General features: G+C 70.3%; 27 protein-coding genes. 15 read left to right on the top strand and 12 right to left on the bottom strand.

The annotated features are described in order from the left end of the window. Positions 1 to 206: 206 nt before the first annotated feature. The 3 genes from glpK to P0R32_RS05810 all read left to right on the top strand — a co-directional run bounded on the left by glpK (position 207) and on the right by P0R32_RS05810 (position 3,610). Positions 207 to 1,739 (top strand): glycerol kinase GlpK, encoded by a 1,533-nt coding sequence (gene glpK, locus P0R32_RS05820; RefSeq protein WP_276239010.1) that lies wholly within the window; start codon positions 207 to 209, stop codon positions 1,737 to 1,739. A gap of 6 nt (positions 1,740 to 1,745) precedes the next feature. Further along, on the top strand, positions 1,746 to 2,819 hold the full coding sequence (locus P0R32_RS05815) for a DUF7973 family transport facilitator (protein ID WP_276239009.1): 1,074 nt from the start codon (positions 1,746 to 1,748) through the stop codon (positions 2,817 to 2,819). 89 nt (positions 2,820 to 2,908) lie between these two features. After that, positions 2,909 to 3,610: a competence/damage-inducible protein A gene (locus tag P0R32_RS05810; protein ID WP_276239008.1), complete on the top strand. Its 702-nt coding sequence runs from the start codon at positions 2,909 to 2,911 to the stop codon at positions 3,608 to 3,610. A 66-nt stretch (positions 3,611 to 3,676) separates the two neighbouring features. Here the strand turns inward: P0R32_RS05810 and P0R32_RS05805 are convergent, their stop codons facing one another. The 5 genes from P0R32_RS05805 to P0R32_RS05785 all read right to left on the bottom strand — a co-directional run bounded on the left by P0R32_RS05805 (position 3,677) and on the right by P0R32_RS05785 (position 6,759). Further along, on the bottom strand, positions 3,677 to 3,805 hold the full coding sequence (locus tag P0R32_RS05805; protein ID WP_276239007.1) for a hypothetical protein: 129 nt from the start codon (positions 3,803 to 3,805) through the stop codon (positions 3,677 to 3,679). Between the two features lie 224 nt (positions 3,806 to 4,029). Continuing rightward, positions 4,030 to 4,836, bottom strand: a complete 807-nt coding sequence (gene surE, locus P0R32_RS05800) for a 5'/3'-nucleotidase SurE (RefSeq protein WP_276239006.1) — start codon at positions 4,834 to 4,836, stop codon at positions 4,030 to 4,032. Between the two features lie 68 nt (positions 4,837 to 4,904). Next, positions 4,905 to 5,243, bottom strand: a complete 339-nt coding sequence (locus P0R32_RS05795; RefSeq protein WP_276239005.1) for a PRC-barrel domain-containing protein — start codon at positions 5,241 to 5,243, stop codon at positions 4,905 to 4,907. 47 nt (positions 5,244 to 5,290) lie between these two features. After that, a complete protein-coding gene (locus P0R32_RS05790; protein ID WP_276239004.1) occupies positions 5,291 to 6,256 on the bottom strand; it encodes a hypothetical protein in 966 nt (321 codons plus the stop codon). After that, positions 6,253 to 6,759, bottom strand: a complete 507-nt coding sequence (locus P0R32_RS05785) for a hypothetical protein (protein ID WP_276239003.1) — start codon at positions 6,757 to 6,759, stop codon at positions 6,253 to 6,255. Before P0R32_RS05785 ends, P0R32_RS05790 begins: the two co-directional genes overlap by 4 nt. A gap of 90 nt (positions 6,760 to 6,849) precedes the next feature. Between P0R32_RS05785 and P0R32_RS05780 the strand changes: the two genes are divergently transcribed. Continuing rightward, positions 6,850 to 7,197 (top strand): DUF5798 family protein, encoded by a 348-nt coding sequence (locus P0R32_RS05780; protein WP_276239002.1) that lies wholly within the window; start codon positions 6,850 to 6,852, stop codon positions 7,195 to 7,197. Between the two features lie 69 nt (positions 7,198 to 7,266). Then, complete coding sequence (locus tag P0R32_RS05775; RefSeq protein ID WP_276239001.1) at positions 7,267 to 8,247, top strand: PLP-dependent cysteine synthase family protein; 981 nt, start codon at positions 7,267 to 7,269, stop codon at positions 8,245 to 8,247. Positions 8,248 to 8,253: 6 nt separating this feature from the next. Here the strand turns inward: P0R32_RS05775 and P0R32_RS05770 are convergent, their stop codons facing one another. The 3 genes from P0R32_RS05770 to P0R32_RS05760 form a co-directional block, all read right to left on the bottom strand. Further along, a complete protein-coding gene (locus P0R32_RS05770; RefSeq protein WP_276239000.1) occupies positions 8,254 to 8,706 on the bottom strand; it encodes a DUF4112 domain-containing protein in 453 nt (150 codons plus the stop codon). Then, a complete protein-coding gene (locus tag P0R32_RS05765; protein ID WP_276238999.1) occupies positions 8,706 to 8,984 on the bottom strand; it encodes a UPF0058 family protein in 279 nt (92 codons plus the stop codon). The genes P0R32_RS05770 and P0R32_RS05765 overlap by 1 nt, the downstream gene beginning before the upstream one ends. A gap of 126 nt (positions 8,985 to 9,110) precedes the next feature. Next, positions 9,111 to 9,326: a ribbon-helix-helix domain-containing protein gene (locus tag P0R32_RS05760; protein WP_276238998.1), complete on the bottom strand. Its 216-nt coding sequence runs from the start codon at positions 9,324 to 9,326 to the stop codon at positions 9,111 to 9,113. A gap of 190 nt (positions 9,327 to 9,516) precedes the next feature. Between P0R32_RS05760 and P0R32_RS05755 the strand changes: the two genes are divergently transcribed. From P0R32_RS05755 to P0R32_RS05740, 4 genes are all read left to right on the top strand, one after another. After that, positions 9,517 to 10,119 carry a sulfite oxidase-like oxidoreductase gene (locus P0R32_RS05755; protein ID WP_276238997.1) on the top strand — a complete coding sequence of 201 codons (603 nt, stop codon included), beginning with the start codon at positions 9,517 to 9,519 and terminating at the stop codon, positions 10,117 to 10,119. Positions 10,120 to 10,336: 217 nt separating this feature from the next. Beyond that, positions 10,337 to 11,695, top strand: coding sequence for an isochorismate synthase (locus P0R32_RS05750; protein ID WP_276238996.1), 1,359 nt, complete (start codon positions 10,337 to 10,339; stop codon positions 11,693 to 11,695). 92 nt (positions 11,696 to 11,787) lie between these two features. Then, on the top strand, positions 11,788 to 12,966 hold the full coding sequence (locus P0R32_RS05745) for a M24 family metallopeptidase (RefSeq protein WP_276238995.1): 1,179 nt from the start codon (positions 11,788 to 11,790) through the stop codon (positions 12,964 to 12,966). 84 nt (positions 12,967 to 13,050) lie between these two features. Beyond that, on the top strand, positions 13,051 to 14,769 hold the full coding sequence (locus P0R32_RS05740; protein ID WP_276238994.1) for a rhomboid family intramembrane serine protease: 1,719 nt from the start codon (positions 13,051 to 13,053) through the stop codon (positions 14,767 to 14,769). A 15-nt stretch (positions 14,770 to 14,784) separates the two neighbouring features. Here the strand turns inward: P0R32_RS05740 and P0R32_RS05735 are convergent, their stop codons facing one another. Both P0R32_RS05735 and P0R32_RS05730 read right to left on the bottom strand, forming a co-directional pair. Continuing rightward, entirely contained in the window at positions 14,785 to 15,429 is a 645-nt protein-coding gene (locus P0R32_RS05735) for an METTL5 family protein (RefSeq protein WP_276238993.1), read from the bottom strand. Between the two features lie 4 nt (positions 15,430 to 15,433). Then, the gene (locus tag P0R32_RS05730; protein WP_276238992.1) at positions 15,434 to 15,847 is read right to left on the bottom strand and encodes a DUF7961 family protein; all 414 of its coding nucleotides are present in this window, start codon (positions 15,845 to 15,847) and stop codon (positions 15,434 to 15,436) included. Positions 15,848 to 16,134: 287 nt separating this feature from the next. Here P0R32_RS05730 and P0R32_RS05725 point away from each other — a divergent pair, with 287 nt between their 5' ends. Further along, the gene (locus P0R32_RS05725) at positions 16,135 to 17,091 is read left to right on the top strand and encodes a transcription initiation factor IIB (RefSeq protein WP_276238991.1); all 957 of its coding nucleotides are present in this window, start codon (positions 16,135 to 16,137) and stop codon (positions 17,089 to 17,091) included. Between the two features lie 95 nt (positions 17,092 to 17,186). Here P0R32_RS05725 and P0R32_RS05720 read toward each other — a convergent pair whose 3' ends face one another. After that, the gene (locus tag P0R32_RS05720; protein WP_276238990.1) at positions 17,187 to 18,839 is read right to left on the bottom strand and encodes a flippase activity-associated protein Agl23; all 1,653 of its coding nucleotides are present in this window, start codon (positions 18,837 to 18,839) and stop codon (positions 17,187 to 17,189) included. Positions 18,840 to 18,957: 118 nt separating this feature from the next. On the opposite strand from P0R32_RS05720, the gene P0R32_RS05715 reads away from it, so the two are divergent. The 5 genes from P0R32_RS05715 to P0R32_RS05695 all read left to right on the top strand — a co-directional run bounded on the left by P0R32_RS05715 (position 18,958) and on the right by P0R32_RS05695 (position 22,481). Further along, positions 18,958 to 19,290 carry a DUF7964 domain-containing protein gene (locus tag P0R32_RS05715; RefSeq protein WP_276238989.1) on the top strand — a complete coding sequence of 111 codons (333 nt, stop codon included), beginning with the start codon at positions 18,958 to 18,960 and terminating at the stop codon, positions 19,288 to 19,290. A 99-nt stretch (positions 19,291 to 19,389) separates the two neighbouring features. Beyond that, a complete protein-coding gene (locus P0R32_RS05710) occupies positions 19,390 to 19,836 on the top strand; it encodes a universal stress protein (protein WP_276238988.1) in 447 nt (148 codons plus the stop codon). Positions 19,837 to 19,915: 79 nt separating this feature from the next. Then, positions 19,916 to 21,196, top strand: a complete 1,281-nt coding sequence (locus P0R32_RS05705; RefSeq protein ID WP_276238987.1) for an amidohydrolase — start codon at positions 19,916 to 19,918, stop codon at positions 21,194 to 21,196. 103 nt (positions 21,197 to 21,299) lie between these two features. Beyond that, positions 21,300 to 21,989 (top strand): hypothetical protein, encoded by a 690-nt coding sequence (locus P0R32_RS05700; protein WP_276238986.1) that lies wholly within the window; start codon positions 21,300 to 21,302, stop codon positions 21,987 to 21,989. A 72-nt stretch (positions 21,990 to 22,061) separates the two neighbouring features. Further along, the gene (locus P0R32_RS05695; RefSeq protein ID WP_276238985.1) at positions 22,062 to 22,481 is read left to right on the top strand and encodes a hypothetical protein; all 420 of its coding nucleotides are present in this window, start codon (positions 22,062 to 22,064) and stop codon (positions 22,479 to 22,481) included. Positions 22,482 to 22,620: 139 nt separating this feature from the next. Here the strand turns inward: P0R32_RS05695 and P0R32_RS05690 are convergent, their stop codons facing one another. Then, the gene (locus P0R32_RS05690) at positions 22,621 to 23,991 is read right to left on the bottom strand and encodes a geranylgeranyl reductase family protein (protein WP_276238984.1); all 1,371 of its coding nucleotides are present in this window, start codon (positions 23,989 to 23,991) and stop codon (positions 22,621 to 22,623) included. Positions 23,992 to 24,190 lie beyond the last annotated feature (199 nt).

The following is a 24,190-nucleotide window of genomic DNA, read 5'->3' as shown; positions in this document are numbered from 1 at the left end:
TGAGTAACGGCGCTTGTACGGCGGGGGTTCTAATCGACACGGTCTCGGAACCCCGCGACCGGCCGAGCGCCCGCTCCCGGTGCGCGCCGTCGCGCCGATTGTTTACTGTCGGTCGGCGTGTGTCGATAACGTTTATGTTCTTTCACTATAATGGTTTGCGCTAGAGAGTTCCGACCGCTCGGGGCTCGACACGGAGGACACACCACATGGCAGAACGCTACGTCGGCGCGATCGATCAGGGAACGACAGGCACCCGCTTCATGGTGTTCGACCACGCTGGGCAGGTGGTCGCCAACGCCTACGAGAAGCACGAGCAGATCTACCCGAAGCCGGGATGGGTCGAGCACGACCCCACGGAGATCTGGGAGAACACCCAGCAGGTCGTCACCGACGCCCTCGACGACGCGGGGCTGGAGGCGAGCCAGTTGGATGCGATCGGCATCACCAACCAGCGCGAGACGACGGTCGTCTGGGACGCCGAGACCGGCCGCCCGGTCCACAACGCGCTCGTGTGGCAAGACCGGCGGACCACCGACCGCGTCGAGGAACTGCAGGCCGAGGACAAAGTCGAGTGGATCCGCGGCAAGACGGGGCTGGAGGCCGACGCCTACTTCTCGGCGACGAAGACCGAGTGGATCCTCGACAACGCCGAGCCGCTGAAGCTGCAGGCCTCGCGGGGCGAGAGCGTCCGCGACCGCGCAGAGAGTGGCGAACTCCTGATGGGAACCATCGACACGTGGCTCATCTACAACCTCACGGGCAACCACATCACCGACGTCTCGAACGCCTCGCGGACGATGCTGTACAACATCCGCGACCTCGAGTGGGACGACGAACTCCTCGATGAGTTCGGCGTGCCCGAGTCGATGCTCCCGGAGGTTCGCCCCTCCTCCGACGAGGAGTACTACGGCTACACGGACGCCGACGGCTTCCTCGGTGAGGAGGTCCCCGTCGCGGGTGCGCTCGGCGACCAGCAGGCCGCGATGTTCGGGCAGACCTGCTTCGACACGGGCGACGCGAAGAACACGTACGGCACCGGGTCGTTCTACCTGATGAACACCGGGACGGAGGCGGTCGAGTCCGACCACGGCCTGCTCACGACGATTGGCTTCCAGATGTCCGGTGAGCCCGTCCAGTACGCCCTCGAGGGGTCGATCTTCGTCACCGGCGCCGCAATCGAGTGGCTGGAGGACGTCGATCTCATCAGCAACGCCGCCCAGACCGCCGAACTCGCGCGGTCGGTCGACTCGACCGACGGCGTGTACATGGTGCCGGCGTTCACGGGGCTCGGTGCTCCCCACTGGGACGGGCGCGCACGCGGCACCATCGTCGGGATGACCCGCGGGACGCGCAAAGAGCACATCGTCCGGGCGACGCTGGAGGCCATCGCCTACCAGACGCGCGACGTCGCCGAGGCGATGGAGGCCGACTCCGGCGTGGAGACGAAGAGTCTGCGCGTCGACGGCGGCGCGGTGAAGAACAACTTCCTGTGTCAGCTTCAGGCGGACATCCTCGGCACGGAAATCGCCCGCCCTGAGGTCGACGAGACGACCGCCCTCGGCTCCGCGTACGCCGCCGGCCTCGCGGTCGGCTACTGGGACTCGGTCGACGACCTCCGCGAGAACTGGCAGGTCGACCGCGAGTTCTCGCCGGAGATGGACGCCGACGAGGCCGACGCGATGTACGACCGCTGGGGTGACGCCGTCGAACGCTCGCTCGACTGGGCCCAAGAGGAGTGATCGTGTATGCACGAACTCATCATCCAAGTCCCGCTTCTCGGAATGGAGTGGGAGGCCTTCATCCTCCTGTTCATCACCGCGCTCGCGGGCGGGGCGTTCGGCGCAGCGATCGGCGCGCTCCCGGCGTTCATCTTCACCGGGTTCGTCGTCTTCCTCGGTGAGGGGCTCGCGTACCTCCAGCGGGAGGTCGCCGCGGTCCCCGCCATCGACGCGACGCTCGGGACGAACGTCACCGGCGTGATCGGCTTCGGCGCGATCACCGGCCCCCACATCGCCTTCGCGGGCGGCGTGGCGGCGTCCGCGTACGCCGGCATGAAGTACCCGGAGATGAAGCCCGACGGCTGGGACTACCACTTCGGGAAGAACATCCTGTACGCCTTCGGCACGCAGCCTGACATTCTCGCCGTCGGCGCGGTGTTCGGCGTTCTGGGGATGTTGATCAACCAGGTCGCCGCCGCCGTCGGCACGCCGACCGACACGATCGCGCTGTCGGTCGTGCTCACGGCGCTCATCGCCCGGCTCACGTTCGGCTACCCGCTGGTCGGTCGACCCGCCGGCGGGGGCTTCCTCGACATGTCGCCGTTCGAGCGCGAAGAGCCCGCGGCCGCCGCCGACGGCGGCACCGCCGACGGCCTGTACCCGAATCGCCTCGCGACCGAGCCGTGGCTCCCCCACCAGTACAAGTGGGCCGGCGTCGCCACCATCGGACTCGTGGGCGGCATCCTCGGCGGCTACATCTGGATCCAGACGGGGAGCATCTTCCTGGGCTACGCCATCTCGGCGATGAGCCTGCTGTTCCTCCAACTCGGCGTCGAGAAGATCCCAGTCACCCACCACATCACGCTCATCGGGGCCGTCGGAGCGGTCGTCGTCGACCCGATGGCGGGGAGCGTCGTCGCGCTGCTCGCGGCGGGCGTGTTTGGCGTGGTCAGCGGCCTGCTCGGCGAGGTGACCCAGCGGATCCTCTACGCCCACTCGGGCACCCACGTCGACCCGCCGGCGATGGCCATCGCGCTCGCGATGCTCGTCGTGGCGGTGTTGGCGCTGCTGGGCGTGCTGCCGAACGCCGGCTACCTCTGAGCCGGCGCGGCGCGCTCGGTCGTCCGGCGGGCCGAACTGACTTCGGCCCGCCAGCGGATTTATTCGCACGACACGCCTTCCTTCCAGCCATGCAGGTCGCACTCGTCACCGTCGGCGACGAACTCCTCGCCGGCGACACGGTCAACACGAACGCCTCGTGGCTCGCCCAGCAGTTGACGGCTCGCGGCGTCGCCGTCGAGCGGGTGACGACCGTCCCCGACCGGGTCGACGACATCGCCGACGTCGTCGACGCGTACCGCGACGCCTACGACGCGGTGCTCGTCACCGGTGGCGTGGGGCCGACCCACGACGACGTGACGATGGACGGGGTCGCCGCCGCCGTCGGCGTCGACCTCGCGGCCAACGGCGACGCGCTCGCGTACCTCACCGACCACGGCGGCTACGCGGCCGACGACCTCACCGAGGGCACGACTCACCTCCCGGAGGGCGCACGCGTGATCCACAACGAGGAGGGAGTCGCACCCGGCTGTGTGATCGACGGGGTCTACGTGTTCCCGGGGGTCCCGGCGGAGATGAAGGCGATGTTCGCGACCGTCGCCGACGAGTTCGCCGGCGAGGAGCCGCACACCGCCGTCGTCGAGACCGGCGAACCGGAGTCGACGCTGTTGGACCGGCTCGCGGCGGTGCAAGAACGGTTCGACGTGACCGTCGGCTCGTACCCCGGCGAACACGTCCGGGTGAAGTTCACCAGCACCGACGAGGCCGTCGTCGCGGAGGCCGCTACGTGGTTCCGCGAGCGGGTGGAGCCAGTCGAGACGGCCGACGAGTGAGGCGTCGCCGACGGCGCGGTCGCTCGCGAGCAGTAACCAACGGCGTCGGTGCGGTCATCGCGGGGCTCAGCGGTAGAGGTACGCCAGCCAGCCGACGACGACGAGGATACTCACGACGAGGACGACCGACGCGGTGAGCGTCGTGGGAAGCGCGACCTCCGAGCCGGACTCGGCGACGAGCGGAAGCGGATTCATGCACGAGGCTGGGACCGACCGGCGTATAAACGTGTATATCCCCGGCGCGACCGCGCCAGTCGATTGCGGTGCAACCGCTTGCTAGCTACCGCTCCCGCACCACTCCGCGGACGGCCGAGGCGTTCGGTCGCCTTCGGCTCCCTCGTCCACCCCCGCACCACTCCGCGGCTCGGCCCACAGACCTCGCCGCGGACGGCCGAGGCGTTCGGTCGCCTTCGGCTCCCTCACGCCTCGCGTGGCTCGTACTCGTCGGCCAACCCGTCGAGCGCGTCGTGGTGTCGCGTCGTGTGGGGGGCGGTCAGCGGCGACACGGAGATGCGCCCCTCGACGACGGCACGGCGGTCGGTGCCGACGGGGTCCGGGATGTCACCGGTGAGCATCCGGTCCCACGTGCGGTCGATGAGGTTCACGTGGTCGCCGTCGCGTTCGGCGGTCATGTCGTACAGCGTCGACGGGCGCGTGACCTCCATCCCCGTCGGCTCCTGCTCGCCACCCCACGGCGCGTTCACGTTCAGGTAGTCGGCCTCGTCGAACACGCCAGCGTCCTCGGCGTGCTCGGCGAGGTAGCGCGTCGCCTCGGCGGCGGCGCGGTAGTCGCTCGGGTCGCTCGCCTTCGACCGCCAGTCGTCGCCGCTGCCGCCGGGGACGTACAGCGAGACGGCCATCGCGGGCACGCCGAAGAACGCGGCCTCGACCGCCGCCGAGACGGTCCCCGAGCGCCCGAGGACGTACGCCCCGATGTTGGCGCCCTTGTTACAGCCGGCGACGACCATGTCCACGTCCGGACACAGCGACTCCAACCCCGCGATGGCGCAGTCGGCTGGCGTCCCGACGATGGCGTACCCCAACTCGTGCTCGCGCACCTCGACGCGCCCGGAGAGCTTTCGCCCGACCGCCGACTGGTCGTCCGCGGGCGCGACCGCGACCACCTCGCCCAACTCCGAGAGCGCGTCGTACAGCGCCCGGAAGCCGGGGCTGTCGATGCCGTCGTCGTTCGTGAGGAGGAACCGCGGGGCGTCGCTGGAACTCATTGGTCACGACTCGGACGGCGGGTGCAAAAGCGCGCCGCTCGCCGTCGTCGGTGTGGTGTGCCCGACCCTCAGACGATGGGATCGTCGTCGTCGTCGACAGCCTCGCCGTCCCCGTCGCCCCCGTCGTCGCGACCGCCAGGGAGCGGTAGGGGGGCCTCGTGAGCGGCGCTGCGGAGGACGACCACGTCGCCGACGCCGCGGACGAGGTGGAACGGGACCCGGACGCCCGCGGCCGACGCCGGGAGGCCGCCGACCGTGCGTTCGGTCACGTCCGCCAGCGCCAACTCGACCGGAGCCTCCGCCTGCAGGTCGACGATCACGTCGGTGACCCGGCCGACGCGGGCGCCGTCCGCCGTGAACACCTCCTTGTCCGCGAGGTCCGTCACGGGTGTGGGGTCGGATGCCATAGCTGTGGAACGCTTCTCCGCTTGTCACTTAATCCTGTCCGAGCGAGTCAGTACCTCGCCAGGTCGTTGGCCAGCGCGGCGAGTCGCCCGGTGACACCCGGCGACGCCTCGAACGACCCCCGCGGCCACGGCGCCGTCGCCTCGCCGTAGCGGTCGAACGTCGTCTCCCGACGCATCGTGAGCGGACGGACGTCTCGGCGGTCGACGCCGACGTCGACGGCCATCTCGCGCCGATCGACGACTCGGCTGAGCCGGCCAGTCTCTCGGTCGAGCGTCGCGCGCAGGCGCGACCCGTCGCGGAAGTCGACACCTGCCGTACTGTAGAGCGGGGTCGCCCGAACGTACGCGTCGGCGCCCGCTACCTCGTAGGTGATCGTCTCCGGTGTCCGGTCGTGTTCGCGCCAGGTGGCGCGGTGAGGGCGGATCGGCTCGCCGAACATCCGGCGGGGGTAGTCGCGCGTCGGCGTCCACCCGGCGTACCCGCCGTCGACGCGGATCGGTTCGCCCACCGACTGCGGAGGCGCGTCGCGGTCGAACGCGAGGCGCCCGTCGTCGACGTGAAGGACGAACCGCTCGGGGAGCGTCTCCGGGTCCGCCAGCACCGCGTCCGAGAAGTGGAGCACCGCGTCGATGGTGGCGTACGGCGTCGCCGCCCGCGGGTCGACGCCGTCCCGGTCGCGGTCGGCGAGCACGAGGCCGTCGCCGAACGTCGTCAGCGCATGGGTGTGGCGTCGCCGGGAGTGCTCGTGCAGCTCGCGGTGGCGCGTCAGGCGGTACGGCGCGTCGCCGGTCCAGTCGTCGAGCACCCGGACGCGGGTGACCGCGCGGTGGTCTGCCGCGAACACGTGTCGAGTCGCCGCGAGCACGCGCTCGCGCGGCGACGCCTCGTCGTCGAGGGACGCCGCCGGGACGGTCGGATCGTACGGGCGCAGGTCGGCGACGCGAGCGCCGCCGTATCCGAGGACGCCCGCCGCGGCGGCACCGGCGCTCGCGAGGAAGGCTCGGCGGTTCACGGCTCCTCCGTGGGCGCGGCGGTGTCGGTCGCGTCGCCGCTCGCGGCGGCAGTCGAGCGATCCGTCCTCGGCTGTTCTGTGAGCTCCCACTGACCGACGACCCGACTCCGACTCCCGTCAGGCGCGGTCCAGATCACCCGCACGTCGCCTCGGCGCTCGACGGGGACGCGCAGGGTTGCACCGGGAGTCAGCGGGAACGACGCCCGCGGCTCGGTCGAGTCGTCGCCGACGGAGGGCCCGCCGGGCACGCCACCGACCCACAGCGTCGTCGACTCCGCGTCGTCGCTCGTCACGACCGACGCGAGCGCGCCGGTGTTGGTGGTCGTGAGGCGGTTCCCTCTGACGAAGTCGATCTCGTAGACGCCGGCGTCGCGGTCCCACGAGAACGCGAAGACGGCGTTCGGGAGCGTCTCGGGGAAGCCGGTCGTGGAGGGCGGGTCGGGCGCGAGACCGCACCCGGCGAGCGTCGCCGTCGCGGTCGCGAGGACCGTTCGTCTGAACACGCCGAGCGCTACGCGAGCGCCGGAGTAAATCCTCCGGTGGTCGCGACGCCAGACCGCAACGCACAGGGGCACCGGCCCACCAGGACGGGTATGGGACTCGGAAGCACGGCGAAGAAGCTCCAGACGGTCGCCGACATGGCCGAGAAGCTGTACGCGAAGGTCAACGAGATCCGCGAGCAGGTGGAGTCGATGCAAGACTCCGTCGAGACCACCGAGGCGCGCGTCGGCGCGCTCGAACGTGAGACCGCGCGACAGCGGGCGGTGATCGAGGCGCTCGCCGAACAGCAGGGCGTCGACGTCGACGCCGTCGTCGACGACCTCGACCTCGAAGCGGAGGCAGACGAGACAGACGAGACAGACGAGACCGAAGAGGAGTCGGCTGCCGACGAGCCGACTGGCGACGACGCCAGCGCCGACTCACCGACGGACGCGGCCTGAGCGGCGGTCGCCGCGAGCGCGCTCCTCGCGATAGAAAGATACGTGTCCCTCGGCAAGAGTTGCGAGGACATGACCACCCACCGCGAACCCCTCGACTCCGTGTTGGAGACGGTCGGGGAGACGCCGCTCGTCCGGGTCCACGCCTCGCCCGACGACGTCCCGGTGTACGCGAAGTTGGAGACGTTCAACCCCGGCGCCTCCGTGAAAGACCGCATCGGGAAGTACATGCTCGAACGGATGCTGGAAGAGGGGACCATCTCCCCCGGCGGCACGGTGATCGAACCGACCGCGGGTAACACGGGCATCGGCTTCGCGGTCGCCGCGGGGCAACTCGACGTGAACGCCGTGTTCGTCGTCCCCGAGCGCTTCAGCGTCGAGAAACAGCAGTTGATGCGCGCGCTCGGCGCCGAGGTCGTCAACACCCCCAGCGAGGACGGGATGGGTCGCGCCATCGAGCGCGCCCACGAGTTGGCCGAGGAACTCGACGACGCGGTCGTCCCCCAGCAGTTCCAGAACCCGCTGAACGCCGAGTCGCACTACGCGACGACTGCACCGGAGGTGTTCGACGCGCTCGACGGCGAGGTGGGTGCCATCGTCGCTGGCATGGGGACCGGCGGGACGTTGATGGGGATGGCCGACTACGCCCGCGACCAGGGCTGTGACGCACGGATCGTCGGCGTCCAGCCGGAGGGATCGACGTACGGCGACCTGTTCGGCGAGGAGACCGAAGAGGGCGACTACAAGACCGAAGGGATCGGCACCCACGACGTGTCGACCAACGAGCTGGTCGACCCCGAGAAACTGGACGACCTCAAGACGTTCTCCGACCGCGCGATCCACGAGGAGATGGCCCGACTCGCCCGCGAGGAGGGGCAGTTAGTCGCCTCCAGCGCGGCCGCGAACTCGCTGGCGGCCATCGAAGTGGCCGAGGAGATTCGCGACGGCGCGGTCGACGCGCCCCACGACACGGTGGTGACGGTGTTCTGTGACTCCAGCGAGCGCTACCTCTCGAAGGGAGTGTACCGCGAGTTCGCGGAGTGGCAGGGGTAGTCGAGGTCAGTCACGCCGCGCGAGTTCTCGTTCGAGTCTGTGAACGTTCCGGAGGTTGAGCTTCATCGTCGCGTCGAGGATGTCGCCCACGAACGGGAGCGAGCCGACCAGGTAGTCGACCGCGACGTACAGCAGCATCAGTGCCAGCGTCCGCTTGCGTGCGCCCAGTCGGAACGCCTGCCAGACGACGAGGAGCCCCACCAGCGAACCGACGGCGTCGCCGACGACGGGGACGAGCCCCGCGACGGCGTCGAACCCGATCCGGTAGGGGACCAGCGGCACCTTGATCGAGTCGTCGAGGAGGTGGGCGATCCGACGGGCGCGGCGGAGTCGTGCCGCCGAGAGGGCGTCGTCGACGAGCGTCTCCGCGGGTCGGTCCGCGAGCGCCACCCCGCCGTCGGCGCGGAGTGCGTGCGCGTCGCCTTCGGCGGCTGGTCGCTCGCCGCGTACAGGCGCCATCAGAGCTTCGACTCGGCGTCGTCCGCCAGTTCCTCCATGCGCTTGCCGACGCGGCCGGCGTTGGAGAACTCGTCGTCGGACATGGCGGTCGCGAGCGCGTTGCCCAGCACGAACACGGCGTGTTTGTGCTCGCTCTTGGACTTGTGGACGTGCGAGGGGTCGACGCTCAGTTCGTGGTACGGCTCGAACAGGGCCTCGTCGACCTCCTCGCGGGCCGAAAAGTGCTCCATGATCGTAACCATCTGCTCGTGGAGTTCGAGGAGTTCGTCCTTGTGCATGACCGTGCGTTGGCTACTGTCTGAGTTAAGCGTTGTTCGTGGGGATGTCGCACGGCTTGCACGCTCGCGGGGACAGCGGAGGGGCACACCGAACGGAGACCACCCGAAGCGGCCAACCGCGGCGTCTCAGAAGACGTACTCGTCTTCGTGGCCCATCATCCCGTCGTCCTCGAAGCCCGGTTCCGTCTCCGCGTCCTGCGGTCCGCTCGTCTTGTACGCCTTCATCCCGGTTGAGATCAGCTCCTCGATCGCCTCCTCCCGATTGACGAACTCACCCTGTTCGACCATCTGGGCGATCTGCATCTCGAGGTGCTCCGGGACCGTGATCTCGACTTTCGGCATTATGCGGGGCTTGACGGACGTGGTATTTAAAACCAGCGGGGGATGCTTGCGACAATAGAAACCGATGCTTCCCGTATCGACAGATCGATTTCCGGAGAGCCAACAGGAGTTTTAGGACGACAGAACCCGTGTCGGGGGTTCACCCGACGGAAGCCGACAGTCTCAGGTCGGCGGGGCTACTTGCACGCGTATGAGCAGCGAGGTCACCGACTACACGGACCTCTACGAGGAGTTCTCCGACGAGCGACTCCCACCGGGACAGCGGAAGACGGACCGATTCCCGGTCCTCTCGAAGTCCGGGACGCCCGACTGGCACCGCGACGACTGGACCTTCGAGGTGTGGGGCGCCGTCGACGAGCAGTTGACGTACGACTACGACGAGTTCCGCGACCTCCCGTCGGAGACGCAGCGGCAGGACTTCCACTGCGTCACGGGGTGGTCAAAGTTCGACTGCGAGTTCACCGGCGTCACCTTCCCGCAGTTGGCCGAGTTGGCCGGCGTCCGCGACGACGCCGAGTGGGTCATGTTCCACGCGCTCGACGGCTACACGACGGACCTCCCGCTGGCGGCGTGCGACCGCGAGGAGGTGCTGTTCGCCTACGACTACGACGGCGAGCAGTTGCCCGACGACCACGGCGGCCCGCTCCGCGTCGTCACGCCCCACAAGTACGCGTACAAGGGCGCCAAGTGGGTGACCGGCGTCGAGTTCCTCACCGAACCCGAGCGCGGGTACTGGGAGAAGCGGGGGTACTCCGACACGGCGAATCCGTGGGAGGAAGAGCGGTACAGTTAGCGAGACGCGAGGGAGCGAAGCGACCGAGCGTCTCGGACAGCGGCGGCGAGGTCCGAAGGGCCGAGCCGCCCAGTATCGTGCAACAGACCGAGCGAAGCGACCGAGCACCTCGACACCACAGGCGACACGACTCTGCGCGTCGAAACCGTGACCGTCGATGGCGGCGGCGGGGGCTGGAACCAACGGCGTAAAGAGCGCCCCACCCCTACCACGGCCAATGAACCCGCCGGACGGCGACGCGCGGGCGGTGCCGCTCACGGAGGCCGACGACGACGCGGTGCTCGTGAGTCGCAGTTGCGAGGTGCCCGACATCTCCTTCGGCTCGTTCCTCGCGGCGGGCGACCGCCACCGCGTCCACTGGTCGACCCCGGAGGGGTTGGAGGTCGCCGGCGGCGGCGCCGCGGCGCGACTCGTCGCCGACGGCCCGGACCGCTTCGACTCGCTCCGTGCCGACGCCGACCGACTGTTCGACGCCGTCGACCACGACGGACCGCCGGCGACGCGACCCCGCGTGTTCGGCGGCATCGCGTTCGACCCCGACCACGAGGCGACAGGCGTGTGGGCGGGCTTCCCGGGCGCCTCGTTCATCCTCCCGGCGATCCAACTCACTCGCGCCGACGGCGGCACGTACCTCACGGTGAACCGGTACGGCCCGGACGCGGACGCCGGTGGCGCGCGCGACGCGCTCGCGGACGCCCGCGACCGACTCGCCGAACTGCCGATGATGCGCCCCCGAGGTGAGAAACCGGGCGTCGCCGGCACCGAGTGGCTCGTCGACCGCGAGGAGTGGACCGCACAGGTCGCCAGCGTGATCGAGCGCATCCGCGAGGGGCCGCTCCGGAAGGCGGTGATGGCGACCGCGCTGCGCGTCGACCTCGTCGACGAGATCGACATCCCCGACACGCTCGGCCGCCTGCGCCGCACCTACCCCGAGTGCTACCGCTTCCTCGTCCAGCCGACCGACGGCGAGGGGTTCTTCGGCCCACCGCCGGAGCGCCTCGTCCGCCGCGAGGGGGAGGTCGTCCAGACGGAGGCGCTGGCGGGGTCGATGCCCCGCGGCGACACCCCCGAGGAGGACGACGAGTACGCCCGCTCGCTGCTGGAGTCGGACAAACTCCAACACGAACAGGGCGTCGTCGTCGACACCATCTGCGAGCAGTTGGACTCCTTCGGCACCGTCGGCGAGGGCGAACAAGGGATCCGGAAGCTCACCAACATCCAGCACCTGCGGACGCCGATCAACGCCGTCCTCGACGGCGACACGCACGTGCTCGAACTCGTCGAGGCGCTCCACCCGACGCCCGCGGTCGGCGGCCTCCCGCTCGACCTCGCGTTGGAGACGATCCGCGAGACCGAGACGTGGGACCGCGGCTGGTACGCCTCGCCGGTCGGCTGGTTCGACGCCGCCGGCGACGGCGAGTTCGCCGTCGGCATCCGCTCGGGTGTCGCCGGTGACGGCCAGGCCACCCTGTTCGCGGGCAACGGCATCGTCGCCGACTCCGACCCCGCCGACGAGTGGGACGAACTCCAGCACAAGGTGCGACCGGTGATGGACGAGTTGGAGCGCGACCCGTGAGCGGCCGTCGGAGCTGACCGACGACCGCGACCCGTGAGCGAGTGGGTGGCCGATTGCCTAACGACTAACCCCACCGACCGAGAGCGACGCCCATGAGCGACGCAGGCGAGGTCGAGGGAGTGGACGCGGCGGTCGTGGCGGAGAAGGTCGCCGCCGCGCAGGCGGCGGTGGCTGCCAGCGACGACGTGGACGCGTGGCTGTCGGTCGGCCGCGAGACGGACGTGACTCCGGAGCCGTGTTTCCCGTACCTCCTCGGGTTCGACGTGGTGTGGCCGACCGCGGTCGTCGTCGGTCCCGACTCGGCGGCGGTCGTCCTCGGTCGCCACGACGCGCCGACCGCGCGCGACCTGGGCGTCCACGAGGTCCACCCGTACGACGAGTCGATAGCCGAGCCGCTCCGCGAGGTGCTCGACGGGATGGGCGCCGAGCGGGTCGCGCTCAACTACGACCGCGACGACGTGGTCGCCGACGGCCTCTCGCACGGCCTGTTCCTCCAACTGCGCGACTACCTCCCCGACAGGGAGTTCGTGTCGGCGAGCGCGCTGGTCCGTCGCCTGCGCGGGATCAAGTCCGACACGGAGTACGAACGAGTCCGCGCCGCCGCCGAAGAGACCGAGGAACTGCTCGCCGCGGCGACCGCCGAGTGGACGCCCGAGACGACGGAACGCGAGTTCGCGGCCTTCCTCCACGACCGCATGACCGAGCGCGGTCTCGACTCGGCGTGGGCGTGGGACTACTGCCCGACGGTCCACATGGGCGACCGCGAGGTTGGGCACACGCTCCCCGCCGACCACACCGTCGACGAGGGGGAACTGCTCCACGTCGACTTCGGCATCCGGCGCGACGGCTACGCCTCGGACATCCAGCGGCTGTGGGTCAGGGGAGACGTCAGCGACGGACTCCGGGAGGCGTTCCGTGACGTGCGCGCCGCCATCGACGCCGGCCACGACGTACTCGGGCCGGGCGCGGTCGGCCACGAGGTCGACGCCGCCGCCCGCGAGGAACTCACCTCGCGCGGGTGGCCCGCCTTCGAGCACGCCTTCGGTCACCAGGTTGGCCGGGCGGCCCACGACGGCGGCACCTTGCTCGGCCCGGAGTGGGAGCGCTACGGGGAGGCGCCCCGCCACGCCGTGCGACCGGGCGAAGTGTATACGATGGAGTTGGGCGTCGCCACCGAGTGGGGGTACGTCGGGCAAGAGGAGATGGTCCGTGTGACCGAGACCGGCACCGAGTGGGTCGTGCCGCCGCAGACCGCGTTGCGGTCGCTGTGAGCCGCTGCTCGGCCGGTGCTGACCGCGCCCGCTGGCAATCCACCCGAGCGGCACCGTGAAGTACGGCGGGTCCGGACCCCCGGTGTGAACTCCCCGGTCGTGTTCGGCTCCCGTGTGGCGGTCGTCGCCGCCGCGGTGCTCACGCTGGCGCTCGTCGTCGCGCTGGAGCGACTCGCCGGCGCCGAGCGCGGTCCTCGGATCCGGAGCCGTCTCCTGTTGGGCGTCCCGTGGGGGACACTGACGGTTTCGGGGTTCGTCCTCGCGGTGTACCTGTTCGTGCAGGGCGGGTGGAACCACTGGAACGCGCCCGTCGTGATTCCGTTTCGGGCGTGGTCGTACCTCGCGCCGCTGGGCGTCGTCGTGTCGCCGTTCGCCCACTCCGGCTCGGGCCACCTGCTCGGCAACCTCTTCGGCACGCTCGCGGTCGCACCGCTCGTCGAGTACGCGGTCGGCCACTACCCGCGGCGACGCGGCGCCTCGTCGTTCGGGCGGGCGCGCGACGGCTCGCGACTCGGATCGCTCGCGTACAACCCCTACGCTCGCGCGTTCCTCCTGTTCCCGGCGGCCGCGCTCGTCGTGGGGCTCGTCTCGGGCGCGTTCGCGCTCGGGCCGGTCATCGGCTTCTCCGGCGTCGTGTTCGCGTTCGTCGGCGCCGCCTTGGTGTACTACCCGCTCGGGACGGTCGTCGCGCTGTCGGGCGCCGGCCTCGTGTCGACGGCGTACAGCGCGCTGAGTACGCCCGTCCTCCAAGCGAGCGGCCGGTCGGCGTACATCACGCCGTGGTGGGCCGATATCGCCATCCAAGGGCACGCGCTGGGGCTGCTCGTCGGCATCCTCGCGGCGGCGTGGCTGGCGGCCGCCCGCGGCGACGACCTCCCGCCGCCGCGGCGCCTCGCGCTGGGCGCGCTCCTCGTCGGCGTCGAGCAGTCGCTGTGGGCGGTGTACTGGTACCGTGGCGGCGAGACGTTCGTCCTCTACCGCGGGGTCGGCCTCGCGCTCGTCGCGCTGTCGGCTGTGCTCGTCGCGGCGCTCGCGGTCGACCGCGACGCCCCCGCCGCCGACTCCGTGCGCGCGGCACTGCGGTCGCTCACTCCGCGGCGCGGCGCGGTCGCCGCGCTCCTCGTCGTGCTGGCAGTGCTGACGGGGCCGGCGCTGTACGTGAACCTCACGGCGGTCGACGACGACCCGCTGCCCGGCGACCCCGTCGAGGTTCGCGGCTACACCGTCACCTACGCCGAGGGGGTGGAGAACGGCATGGTGTCGGTAGTCGACATTGAGGCGTTCGGCGAGTCGACGACCGTGAACACCTCCGGCGTCGTCGTCCGCAACCCCGAGCGAGGGGTGTGGACGACGGCGGTGTCGAAAGGGCGACTCGCGTTCGCGGGCACCCAGCGGGTCGTCCTCGGCGGCGTCGGGTGGCGGGAGGTCGTCCGGGTCGACCGGCGAGGCTGGACGACTGTCGGCGGCGACGGGCCTGCCTACCGGGTGACGCTCACCCACGACGGGGTGACCCGACTGGCACACCTCTCGAACGCGTCGACCGCAGAGCCCCGAATCGACGGTCGAACCGTCTCGGTCGTCCCGACGGTGACCGGCTTCGAACTGCTCGTCGCGGGCGACAACCGGAGCGTGACGGCACCGATTCCCTCGGAGAACGAGACGGTGACGGCGAACGGCCTGGCGTTCGTCCGCGACGGGCGTGCGGTATTCGCGCTCGCCGGGGAGGGGAACACCTCGACGGGGAACGCGACGGCGACGCAGGTCAGGGTCGCGACGCGCGAGCGCTACGGCGGTCGGCAGTGAGCGGGCGGCCCGTCGCTACGCACCGCTCCACTCGATCCGAAACACCTCGGCGTCGATGTCGGCGGCGGCGCTCGTCTGGTGGTCGTACGTCCTGTCGAGCGTGAGCGTCGCGGCGAAGGCGTCGGTCACCGTACCGCCCTCGTCGGCGGCGAACGCCTCCACGAACTCGCGGCTCCCGGCGTTGTGGACGGAGTACGACACGTCCGCGAGCGCGGCGACCGTCTCCAGGAACGCGCGGTCGGCGTGTTCGTTGCCGGTCTGGGCGCCGAACGGCGGGTTCATGATCGCGGTGACGGGGCCTTCGTCGGCGACGCGGTCGCGCGACAGCGGGGGACGCGTCGCGTCGGCGTGCACCCAGTGGACGGCCGTGCGGGCGCCGACGCGGCGTTCGTTGGCGCGCGCGACCGCGAGCGCGCCGCGATCGAGTTCGACGCCGACAACGCGAGTGGCGCCGCGGAGGGCGGCACCGAGGGCGAACATCCCGGTGCCGGCGCCGAGGTCGACGACGGTCCCCCCCTCGACGTCGCCGCGGAGGTCCGCGAGGTGGACGACGTGGGCGGCCACGTCTGCGGGCGTCGGGTACTGTTCGAGACTCGCCGTGGGGTCGTCGAAGCCGGCGACGACGGCCAACTCCCCCTCCAGCGCGCGACGACTCGCCACCGGTTCAGGCGTCCACGTCCGCGGGCGAGTCGACCGCGCCGGCGACGGTGAGCGAGACGCCCTCGCGCTCGGCGCGCTCGGCCAGCGCCTCCAGCGCGGGACAGACCTTCTCGGCGTCGGCGTCGGCGTCCGTGTGGACGACGAGTTCGCCCGCGCCGAGGTGACTGGCGGTGCGGACCAGCGAGCGCAGGCGGTCCGCCTCGCGCTGCGTCTCGATGGAGCAGTCGGTCGTGAAGTCCGCTTCGACGCGCAGGCCGGCGGGGACGTACCCCTCGTCGGCGAGCGCGGCGCGCAGGTCGCGCAGGTCCGCCGGCGCCGTCGAGGACAGCGCGGCGGCGTCGATGGTGACCGGTTCGGCGTCGACCGGTTCGGCACTGGCCACGGCCTGGCGGACGTGCGCGGGCGACTGGGTGCTCATGGCAACACCGTACACCCGGTAATACAAAAGCGTTTGCTAATGTCCAGTGGTTATCTCAGTCGCCAGCCACGGCGGCAGCGTCGAACGCGAACCACCCGTCGAGAGGTGTCTACAGGCCGAACAGACGCGTCGTGCACCGAACGTCGACACCCCCCACGACATGCGTATCGGTTCGGTTGAGCCCCTGATACTGCCTGAAAACGAGTGCGTGAACGGGTCTGTGTTACAGATTCTGCGAGAACGTCGGCCCAAAGCTTTAAATACGAGCCGCGACAGAAGACTTATTAATGGAAGGTCCGAGCCGACAGCGACAACGGGAGAGCGGGGAGTCGGAGAAGCAGTCGGACGAGACGCTCTCGTGCCCGGAGTGTTCCAGCGACAACGTCGTCATGGACGCTGACCAGGGAGAACTGGTCTGTGACGACTGTGGGCTGGTGCTCGACGAGCGCCAGATCGACCGCGGACCGGAGTGGCGCGCGTTCAACCACTCCGAGCGGCAGTCGAAGTCTCGGGTGGGCGCCCCGGTGACGGAGACGATGCACGACAAGGGGCTGACGACCACTATCGACTGGAAGGACAAAGACGCCTACGGCCGGTCGCTGTCCTCCGAGAAGCGCTCGCAGATGCACCGCCTCCGCAAGTGGCAAGAGCGCATCCGCACCAAAGACGCGGGCGAGCGCAACCTCCAGTTCGCGCTCTCTGAGATCGACCGCATGGCCTCCGCGCTGGGCGTCCCCCGCTCGGTCCGCGAGGTCGCCTCCGTCATCTACCGCCGCGCGCTGAAGGAGGACCTCATCCGCGGGCGCTCCATCGAGGGCGTCGCGACCGCCGCGCTGTACGCGGCGTGCCGGCAGGAGGGCATCCCGCGCTCGCTCGACGAGGTCGCGGAGGTGTCCCGGGTCGAGCAGAAGGAGATCGGTCGGACCTACCGCTACATCTCCCAGGAACTCGGTCTCGAACTGAAGCCGGTCGACCCCAAGCAGTTCGTCCCGCGGTTCGCCAGCGCGCTCAACCTCAGCGAGGAGACACAGGCGAAGGCCACAGAGATCATCGACGTGTCCGCCGAGCAGGGCCTGCTGTCGGGCAAGTCGCCCACGGGCTTCGCCGCCGCCGCCATCTACGCCGCCTCGCTGCTGTGTAACGAGAAGAAGACGCAGCGCGAGGTCGCCGACGTGGCGCAGGTGACGGAGGTCACCATCCGGAACCGGTACCAAGAGCAGATCGAAGCGATGGGCTTCCGCTGACGCGCTGACCGCACGACACACCGTTTTTCACCGCGTTCGATTCGACACCACCGAGCCGCGGCGCCGTCTCGCCCGACGCTACCCCGTCGGTCGCCTCACTCTTCGACGAACACGATCACGTCGCGGTTCCACAGCCCCAAGCTGGCGTCGTACTGCTGGTAGCCGTCGAGATTCGTGTTCACGTCGACGCGCCGGTCGGGCGTGGTGACGACCACCGGTGGTGGGTCGTCCCCGAACTGCGCGAGGGCGGTGACGCTCTCCGTCTCGGCGCCCATGCGCTCGAAGTACCACTGGAGCGGGAGCCGCGCACCCCACGCGTCGCGGTCGACCGCCGCGACAGGCGGGAGCGCGTACTCCTGCTCCGTGTACAGTTCGCGCCCCACGTAGCCCACGTCCGTGCCGTCGTTCCCCTCCATGGCGGTTGCGGCGGCGGCCAGCATCGGGTCGAGGTCGTCCGAGGGTTGGGCGTACTGGGCGAACGCCGACCCGGGGGCGGGGTCCGCGTACACGCCCGCGGCGGTCGCACCGTAGCCGACGACGCCCGCCGACGCGACCAGGAGGACGGCCACGAGCAACGCCGGTTCTGCGACCGACGCGCGCGCAGCCAGTCCGCGAGCGGCCCACGCCAACCCGACGGCGCCCGGCAGCGCCAACAGCGGGACGACGTGGACCGCCGTCCACGGCTCGACGCCCATCGACGCGATGGGGAACGCGAGCAGCCCGAGTCCCGCGGCGTAGCCGCCGAAGGCGACGACCCCCCGGCTCTCCGGCTGGTAGCGCTCGTGGAGGAAGCCGACCAGTCCGAACAGCAGCGCCGGCCACGCCGTCGCGACGAGCGTCCGCGCGTAGCCGACGACCGCGGGGAGGAACGAGTTGCCGCGGGCCGGCGGCGACAGGCGGTCGGCGAACCGGAGTTGCACGAACCGCTCGGGCGCCTCGACGAACGCGAAGGAGACGACCGACGGGAGCGTCGACGGCGACCACAGCCCCGGCCCGACGCCGCCGCCGCGCGGAGCGAACAGGAGGAGTGCGACGCCGAGGAAGACGAACAGCGCCCGGGCGAGCGGCGTGGTGTTCGCCCGGAGCCACGCGACGCCGGCGCCGACGCGCTGTGCCGCCGCCGCGGGCGTGCCGCGGACGCGCGTCTCGTCGAGGACGGCGACGCCCGCGACGAGCCACAGCGGGAGGGACACGAGCGCGAACCCGGACGAGGCGAGCGCGAGCGGGACGGCGGCGGCGGCGAGGTACAGCGGCCACCGCGCGCCGGTGTCGCGGTGGCGGACGAGCGCGCCGACCGCGACGAGGCCGAACGCCGCCGCGAGCACGTCGCCGCGGAGGAACCGCGAGTAGTAGACCAACAGCGGCGACCCCGCCAGCAGCGCCGCGAGCGCGACCGTCTCGTCGTCGCGGAGGCTGCCGCGGAACAACAGCGCCGCCGCGGGGAGCAGGCCGCCGACGAGCGCGACGACCGCCCGCGCGGTTGCATCCGAAGCGCCAAACAGGGCGAACACCCAGCGGTTCGCGAGGTACAGGAAGGGCCCGCCGGCGACCGGGCGGTACTCGTACACGCCGGTGTCGAGGTACCGGAGGGTCCAGTAGCCGACGCGGCCCTCGTCCCAGTGGAACGGCCGGGCGCCGAGGAGGGCGAACCGTGCGATGAGGGCGAGCGCGACGACGACCCCGACCGCGGCGACGGTGCGGTCGAACCGGGTCGACCGTGTCGCGCCCGTCCGGTCGCCGTCCGACATACCCGGGCGTGTCCCCGCCGCGATAGTATGTCTTCGGGTTTCGGCCGCGAGCGAAGGGGCGACCGCGGCGCCGTCCGGGAACGACACGCTCATCGGGCGCCGCCGCCCACCAACGTCCATGTCGCTGGTCGCGTCACTCCCCGGTCGCCCGCTCACGGACGGGGAGGTGGCCTCGTTGAATCGCGCGGACTCGGTCGAACTCGCCGTCGCCGTCGACAGCGAGACGGACACGGCGGCGGCCGAGGGGAACGCCGCCGCCCCCGGCGCCGAGGGCCTGCTGCTCGCGACCGACTCGTGGGTGAAGGGCATCGACTTCCGCGGCGGCGCCTGGGCGGTCGTCGAGACGGTCGCCATCGAGGACGAGTCCGAGCGCTACGAGGCGTTGCGCGTCTGCGAGGACGCGGTGCGGGCGAGCGGCGCGGGCGAGACGGACGCCGACGCGACGGAGTGAGTCGTCGCGGCGGTGCAGAGCGCGCCCTCGGCAGCTCGTTTCTCCCCGGGGGGAGCGTGGGGGTCGCTTTTTTCTCACCCGCCGCGTAGGACGAACTGTATGTACGACGACATCCTCGTGCCGACCGACGGAAGTCCGGCGGCGGACGCGGCGGTCGACCACGCGCTGACGCTGGCTCAGGAGTTCGACTCGACGGTCCACGTGCTGTACGTCGTCGACGCGACCGCCTACTCCGTGCTGGAGGGCGGCACCTCTATCGTGAGCGACGCGCTCGAACGCGAGGGAGAGGCCGCCGTCGAGCGGATCGCCGAGGCCGCCGAGGAGGCGAACGTCGCCACCGTCGAGGCGGTCGTCACCGGCACCGCCTATCGGGAGATCGTCGAGTACGCCGACGACAACGACGTCGACCTGATCGTGATGGCGACCCACGCCCGCCGCGGCCTCGACCGCTACCTCCTCGGCAGCGTCACCGAGCGGGTGGTGCGCTCGGCGGGGCAACCGGTGTTGACCGTGCGCTACAGCGAGGCGCTGGCCGACGACGAGTAGCCGGAACCGATCGCGTCGCGGACACGTCCAGCGTGCCGCGACGCCCGGGTTTATCCCGACCCACGCGCAAGCCCGCGGTATGAGCCAGACTGTCGCTCACGACGATCTGTCGGCGTTCCGCCGCGACCTCCACCGCCACCCCGAACCCGCGTGGTGTGAGTTCTACACCACCGCGCGCATCGTCGACGAGTTGGCGGCTCGCGACCTCGACGCGGTCCACTACGGCCCCGACATCCTCGGCTCCGAGCGCATGAACGTCCCCGACGACGAGGAACTCGCCGAGTGGTTCGAGCGCGCCCGCGACGCCGGCGCGAACGAAGACGTGCTCGCGAAGATCGAAGGCGGCTACACCGGCGCAGTCGCCGTGCTGGAACGTGGTGAGGGGCCGGTCGTCGGCGTCCGCGTCGACATCGACGCGCTCCCGATCCTCGAATCCGAAGACGACGACCACGCCCCCGCAGACGCGGGCTTCCGCTCGGAGAACGAGGGGTACATGCACGCCTGCGGCCACGACGCCCACGCGACGTTCGGCCTCGGCCTGATCGACGAGGTGCTCGCGTCCGACTTCCAAGGCACGCTGAAGGTGTTCTTCCAGCCCGGCGAAGAGCAGATCGTCGGCGGCAAGCCGATGGCCGACTCCGACCTCATCGCGGACGTGGAGTACTTCCTGGCCGCACACGTCGGCCTCGACCACCCGACCGGCGAGGTCATCTGCGGCATCGACGGCTTCCTCGCCGTCTCGCACTTCCTCGCGGAGTTCGAGGGCGAACCCTCCCACGCCGGAGGTCACCCCGAGCAGGGCCGCAACACGGTGCAGGCCGCGGCGGCGGCCATCCAGAATCTGTACGGCATCCCGCGCCACGCCGACGGGCCGACCCGCGTGAACGCCGGCGTCGTCGGCGGCGGCACCGCGACGAACATCATCCCCGAGGAGTGCTTCGTCGAGGGTGAGGTGCGCGGCGGTACCACCGAGTTGATGGAGTACATGGACGACAAGGCGGGCCGCGTCATCGAGTCAGCCGCCGACATGCACGAGGTGGACGTGGACATCGAGACGCTCGGGCGCGCGCCGTCGGCGACGAGCGACCAGGAACTGATCGACGCCATCGCGCCCGCCGCCGGCGACATCGACGGCGTGACGAACGTGATCGAACGCGACGAGTTGGGCGGCAGCGAGGACGCGACGTACATGATGCAAGCGGTGCAGGAGAACGGCGGCTACGCCAGTTACGTCGGCGTCGGCACCAGTCACCCCGGCGGCCACCACACCAGCACCTTCGACGTGGAGGAGGAGTCGCTCGATATCGGCGTCGACTTCCTCACGGCGGCGGTGCTCTCGATCGCCGAGCAGCAGCCCTGAGACGGGGGAAGAGCCGAGCGAGCCCGTCTCACTGCTAGTTTATTAGCTCGCGGTGCCATTAGTAATGAAGGTATTCCGCAGATCGGAGTATCGGAGTTTCACAATGTCCACCACAGTGTCCAACCAGTCAGTCGAGCGCGTCGAGCGACTCGGTGTCCGCCGCCTCGTCACCTGGGCCGCCGTCCGCGTCCGAGACAACCCCGCCCTCGTCGGCCTGTTCCTGCTGGCGGGCCTCGTCGGCTACGTCCCGTTCGTCGGGGGGCTGCTCGCGCTCCTCGTGACCACCTTCGTCGTCGGGATGGCGTACGTCGTCGTCGCAGACGACATCCGACTCCAGGCGCGCGGGCTGAACGCGGTCGCCGCCGACGTGCGCGAGCGGTACGTCACCCTGCTCGTCGTGAGCGTCGCCTACGCGCTGGCCGTGTTCCTCGGCCTGATCGCACTCGTGATCCCCGGGCTGTACATCGCCGCCCGGTTGGCGCCCGCGCTCCCCGTCGCCGCGCTCGGCGAGCACGGCATCGCCGACTCGCTGCGCGAGGGCTGGACGATGGGTCGCGGGAACGTCCTGCGCCTGCTCGGCGTGTTCCTCGTCGTGTTCGTCCTCCAGGCGGTCGCGGCTGGGATCCTCGCGCTGATCAGCACGGACCTGGCGACGACGGGCATCTCCGCGGTGCTCCTCAACGCTATCTCCGGCCCGGTCCTCGCTGCGGCCATCGCCCACGTGTACTTCGAGACGCGTGACGACGCGAGCGACGAGCCGATGGACGAGATGACCGCCGACGCTGCGGTGTAAGTCCGCCGAAAGTGTCTGAATAACTACTATTGTCTGACGACGATTTATGTCACCGACTACCTCACTCCCCCCATGAGCAGTGGGCCGAGAGACTCGAATCCAGATGCAACGCAGGACGACTCCAACCAGACCGACGACGCCGCACAGGGGGGAGACGTGGCCGAGTCGCCAGGGATGACCATTCCCCTCCCGGAGGGGAGTACGAGCGTCTCGGACGCCATCGTCACGAACAGGGAGATGCTGCGCGACCCGGAGAACCACGGGCTCGCGACCGATGGGGACATCGAGAACCTCTCGGGAGCGATGGAGTCACTCTCGGCGAAGGTCGAACGAGTGAACCACCAGCACGAAGACGGCGCCGCACGCCTCACCGAACTCGAAGAACTCGCGGAGCGCCAACAGCAACAGATCGACGAACTCCAGTCGATGGTCAGCTCCCTCGTCGACATTCTGGGCACCGAAGCGGAGTGGACCACCTTCGACGAGGAGTGACCGACGGCGACTGAGCCACCAGCGTCAGTCCCCGCCAGCGAGCCATTCTTCGCGTTCCGCGTTGTGACTGGCGAGGCAGACGGAGTCGGACGCGGAGACCCGAAACGCGTGAGCGATGTAGTGCTGACGGCGCCGCTCGTCAGTACTTCGCGTCGGCGCCGGTCACGTCGTACACGCGCTCCATGATCCGGTCGCGCTCGGCGCGCCAGCCCTCGAAGCCGCCCGGGCGCTGCGGGTAGCGCTCGTAGTGGGCCATCAGCTCGTCGGCGGCGCGCTTCGTCTTGTAGAAGTCCCAGATCTGCCCCCAGTGGCCGTAGCTGTCCTTGACGACCTCCGCGACGAGCCGCGGCTTCACGGACGCGCTCCCCTCGTACAGCGCCTCCGCGAGGCTCTCGCCGGGCAGTGACGCCATCAGCCCCATCAGCTCGTCCACGTCGACGGCCGTCGAGAGGATGTTGTACACGTCGAGCGCGGCGAAGCGGCTCCCGAAGTGGTGCATGACGCGCTCGTTGTAGCGCCACAGCGCCTCCTCGCTCACGTCGCCCTGTTCGATCGCCTCGATGGCCTGCTCGGCGGCGTACTTCCCGGCGTAGGCGGCGCCCGCGATGCCGCCCCCGGTGGTCGGGTTGACGTGGCCCGCGGCGTCGCCGGCAGCGACGAACCCCGGCGCGACTGCCGAGTCGTACGGGCGGCGAGTGGGCAGCGCCGCGCCCAGCTTGTCGGTCACCTCAGCGCCCTCGAACTCGGGGCGCGCGCGCATGTCCTGCTTGAGGTCGTCGACGAGCTTCATCGGCTCCTCGTTCATCTGGAAGCCGAGGCCGGCGTTGATCTCGGTGTCGCTGCGCGGGAAGTACCAGAGGTAGCCCGCCGCGCGCTTCGTCGGCTTGAACACGAGCGCGTCGTCGTAGTCGACCGGCTCGGGCACCTCGACGATCTCGCGGTACGCCGAGCAGAACTGCGAGAACGAGACGTTGGTGTCGAACGTCGCGTCGGACAGGTCCGCCTTGTCCTGGAGGATCGACAGGGCCCCCGCGGCGTCGATGGTGACCTCCGCCTCGTACTCGACGACCTCGCCCTTGCGCTTGCCGCGGACGCCGGTGACGCGCCCGTCGTCCGTCTGGGTCACGTCCTGGACGACCGTGTCGTAGTGGAAGTCGACGCCGCGCTTCTTCGCGCCCTCGATGAGCAGTTTGCCGTACTTCAGGCGGTCGATGACGGCGAGTTCGCCGGGGATCGGGATCTCCAGCACCGTGTCGTGGCTCGGGATCTCGAAGCGACCGTGGTCGACGCCGGTGTTGGTGAACGCCGGCTGGATCTCCGATTTGGGGATCGAGTCGGGGAACTTGTCCGCGCCCTTGAGCGCGTCCCCGCAGGCGATGTGACCCGCCTCCTCCTCGTCTTTCCGCTCCACGATGACGACGTCGAAGCCGGCGTCCGCGGCGGTCGCAGCCGCGTAACAGCCCGCCGTGCCCGCGCCGACGACGACGATATCGGGCTCGTGTGTAGTCATTACACGGAGTCACTCGTGGGTGGTAAAAAAGGCAGTCGTTCGGTGCGGGGTCGAGCGAGCGGAGCGAGCGAGACCCCGATGCGAACGGCGAGCGCAGCGAGCCGTGAGCCGTGGGCGATCTCCGCTGTTCCGGGCGGCTCGGCCCGATGACCTCGCCGCCGTCTGGCCGCGGCCTCGCTCACGCCGTTCGCTCGGCCGC

This window comes from Halobaculum marinum (assembly GCF_029338555.1).
Classification (GTDB): Archaea; Halobacteriota; Halobacteria; order Halobacteriales; family Haloferacaceae; genus Halobaculum; species Halobaculum marinum.
The sequence above is the reverse complement of the archived record's forward strand: the minus strand, read 5'-3'. Positions and strand labels throughout refer to the sequence as shown.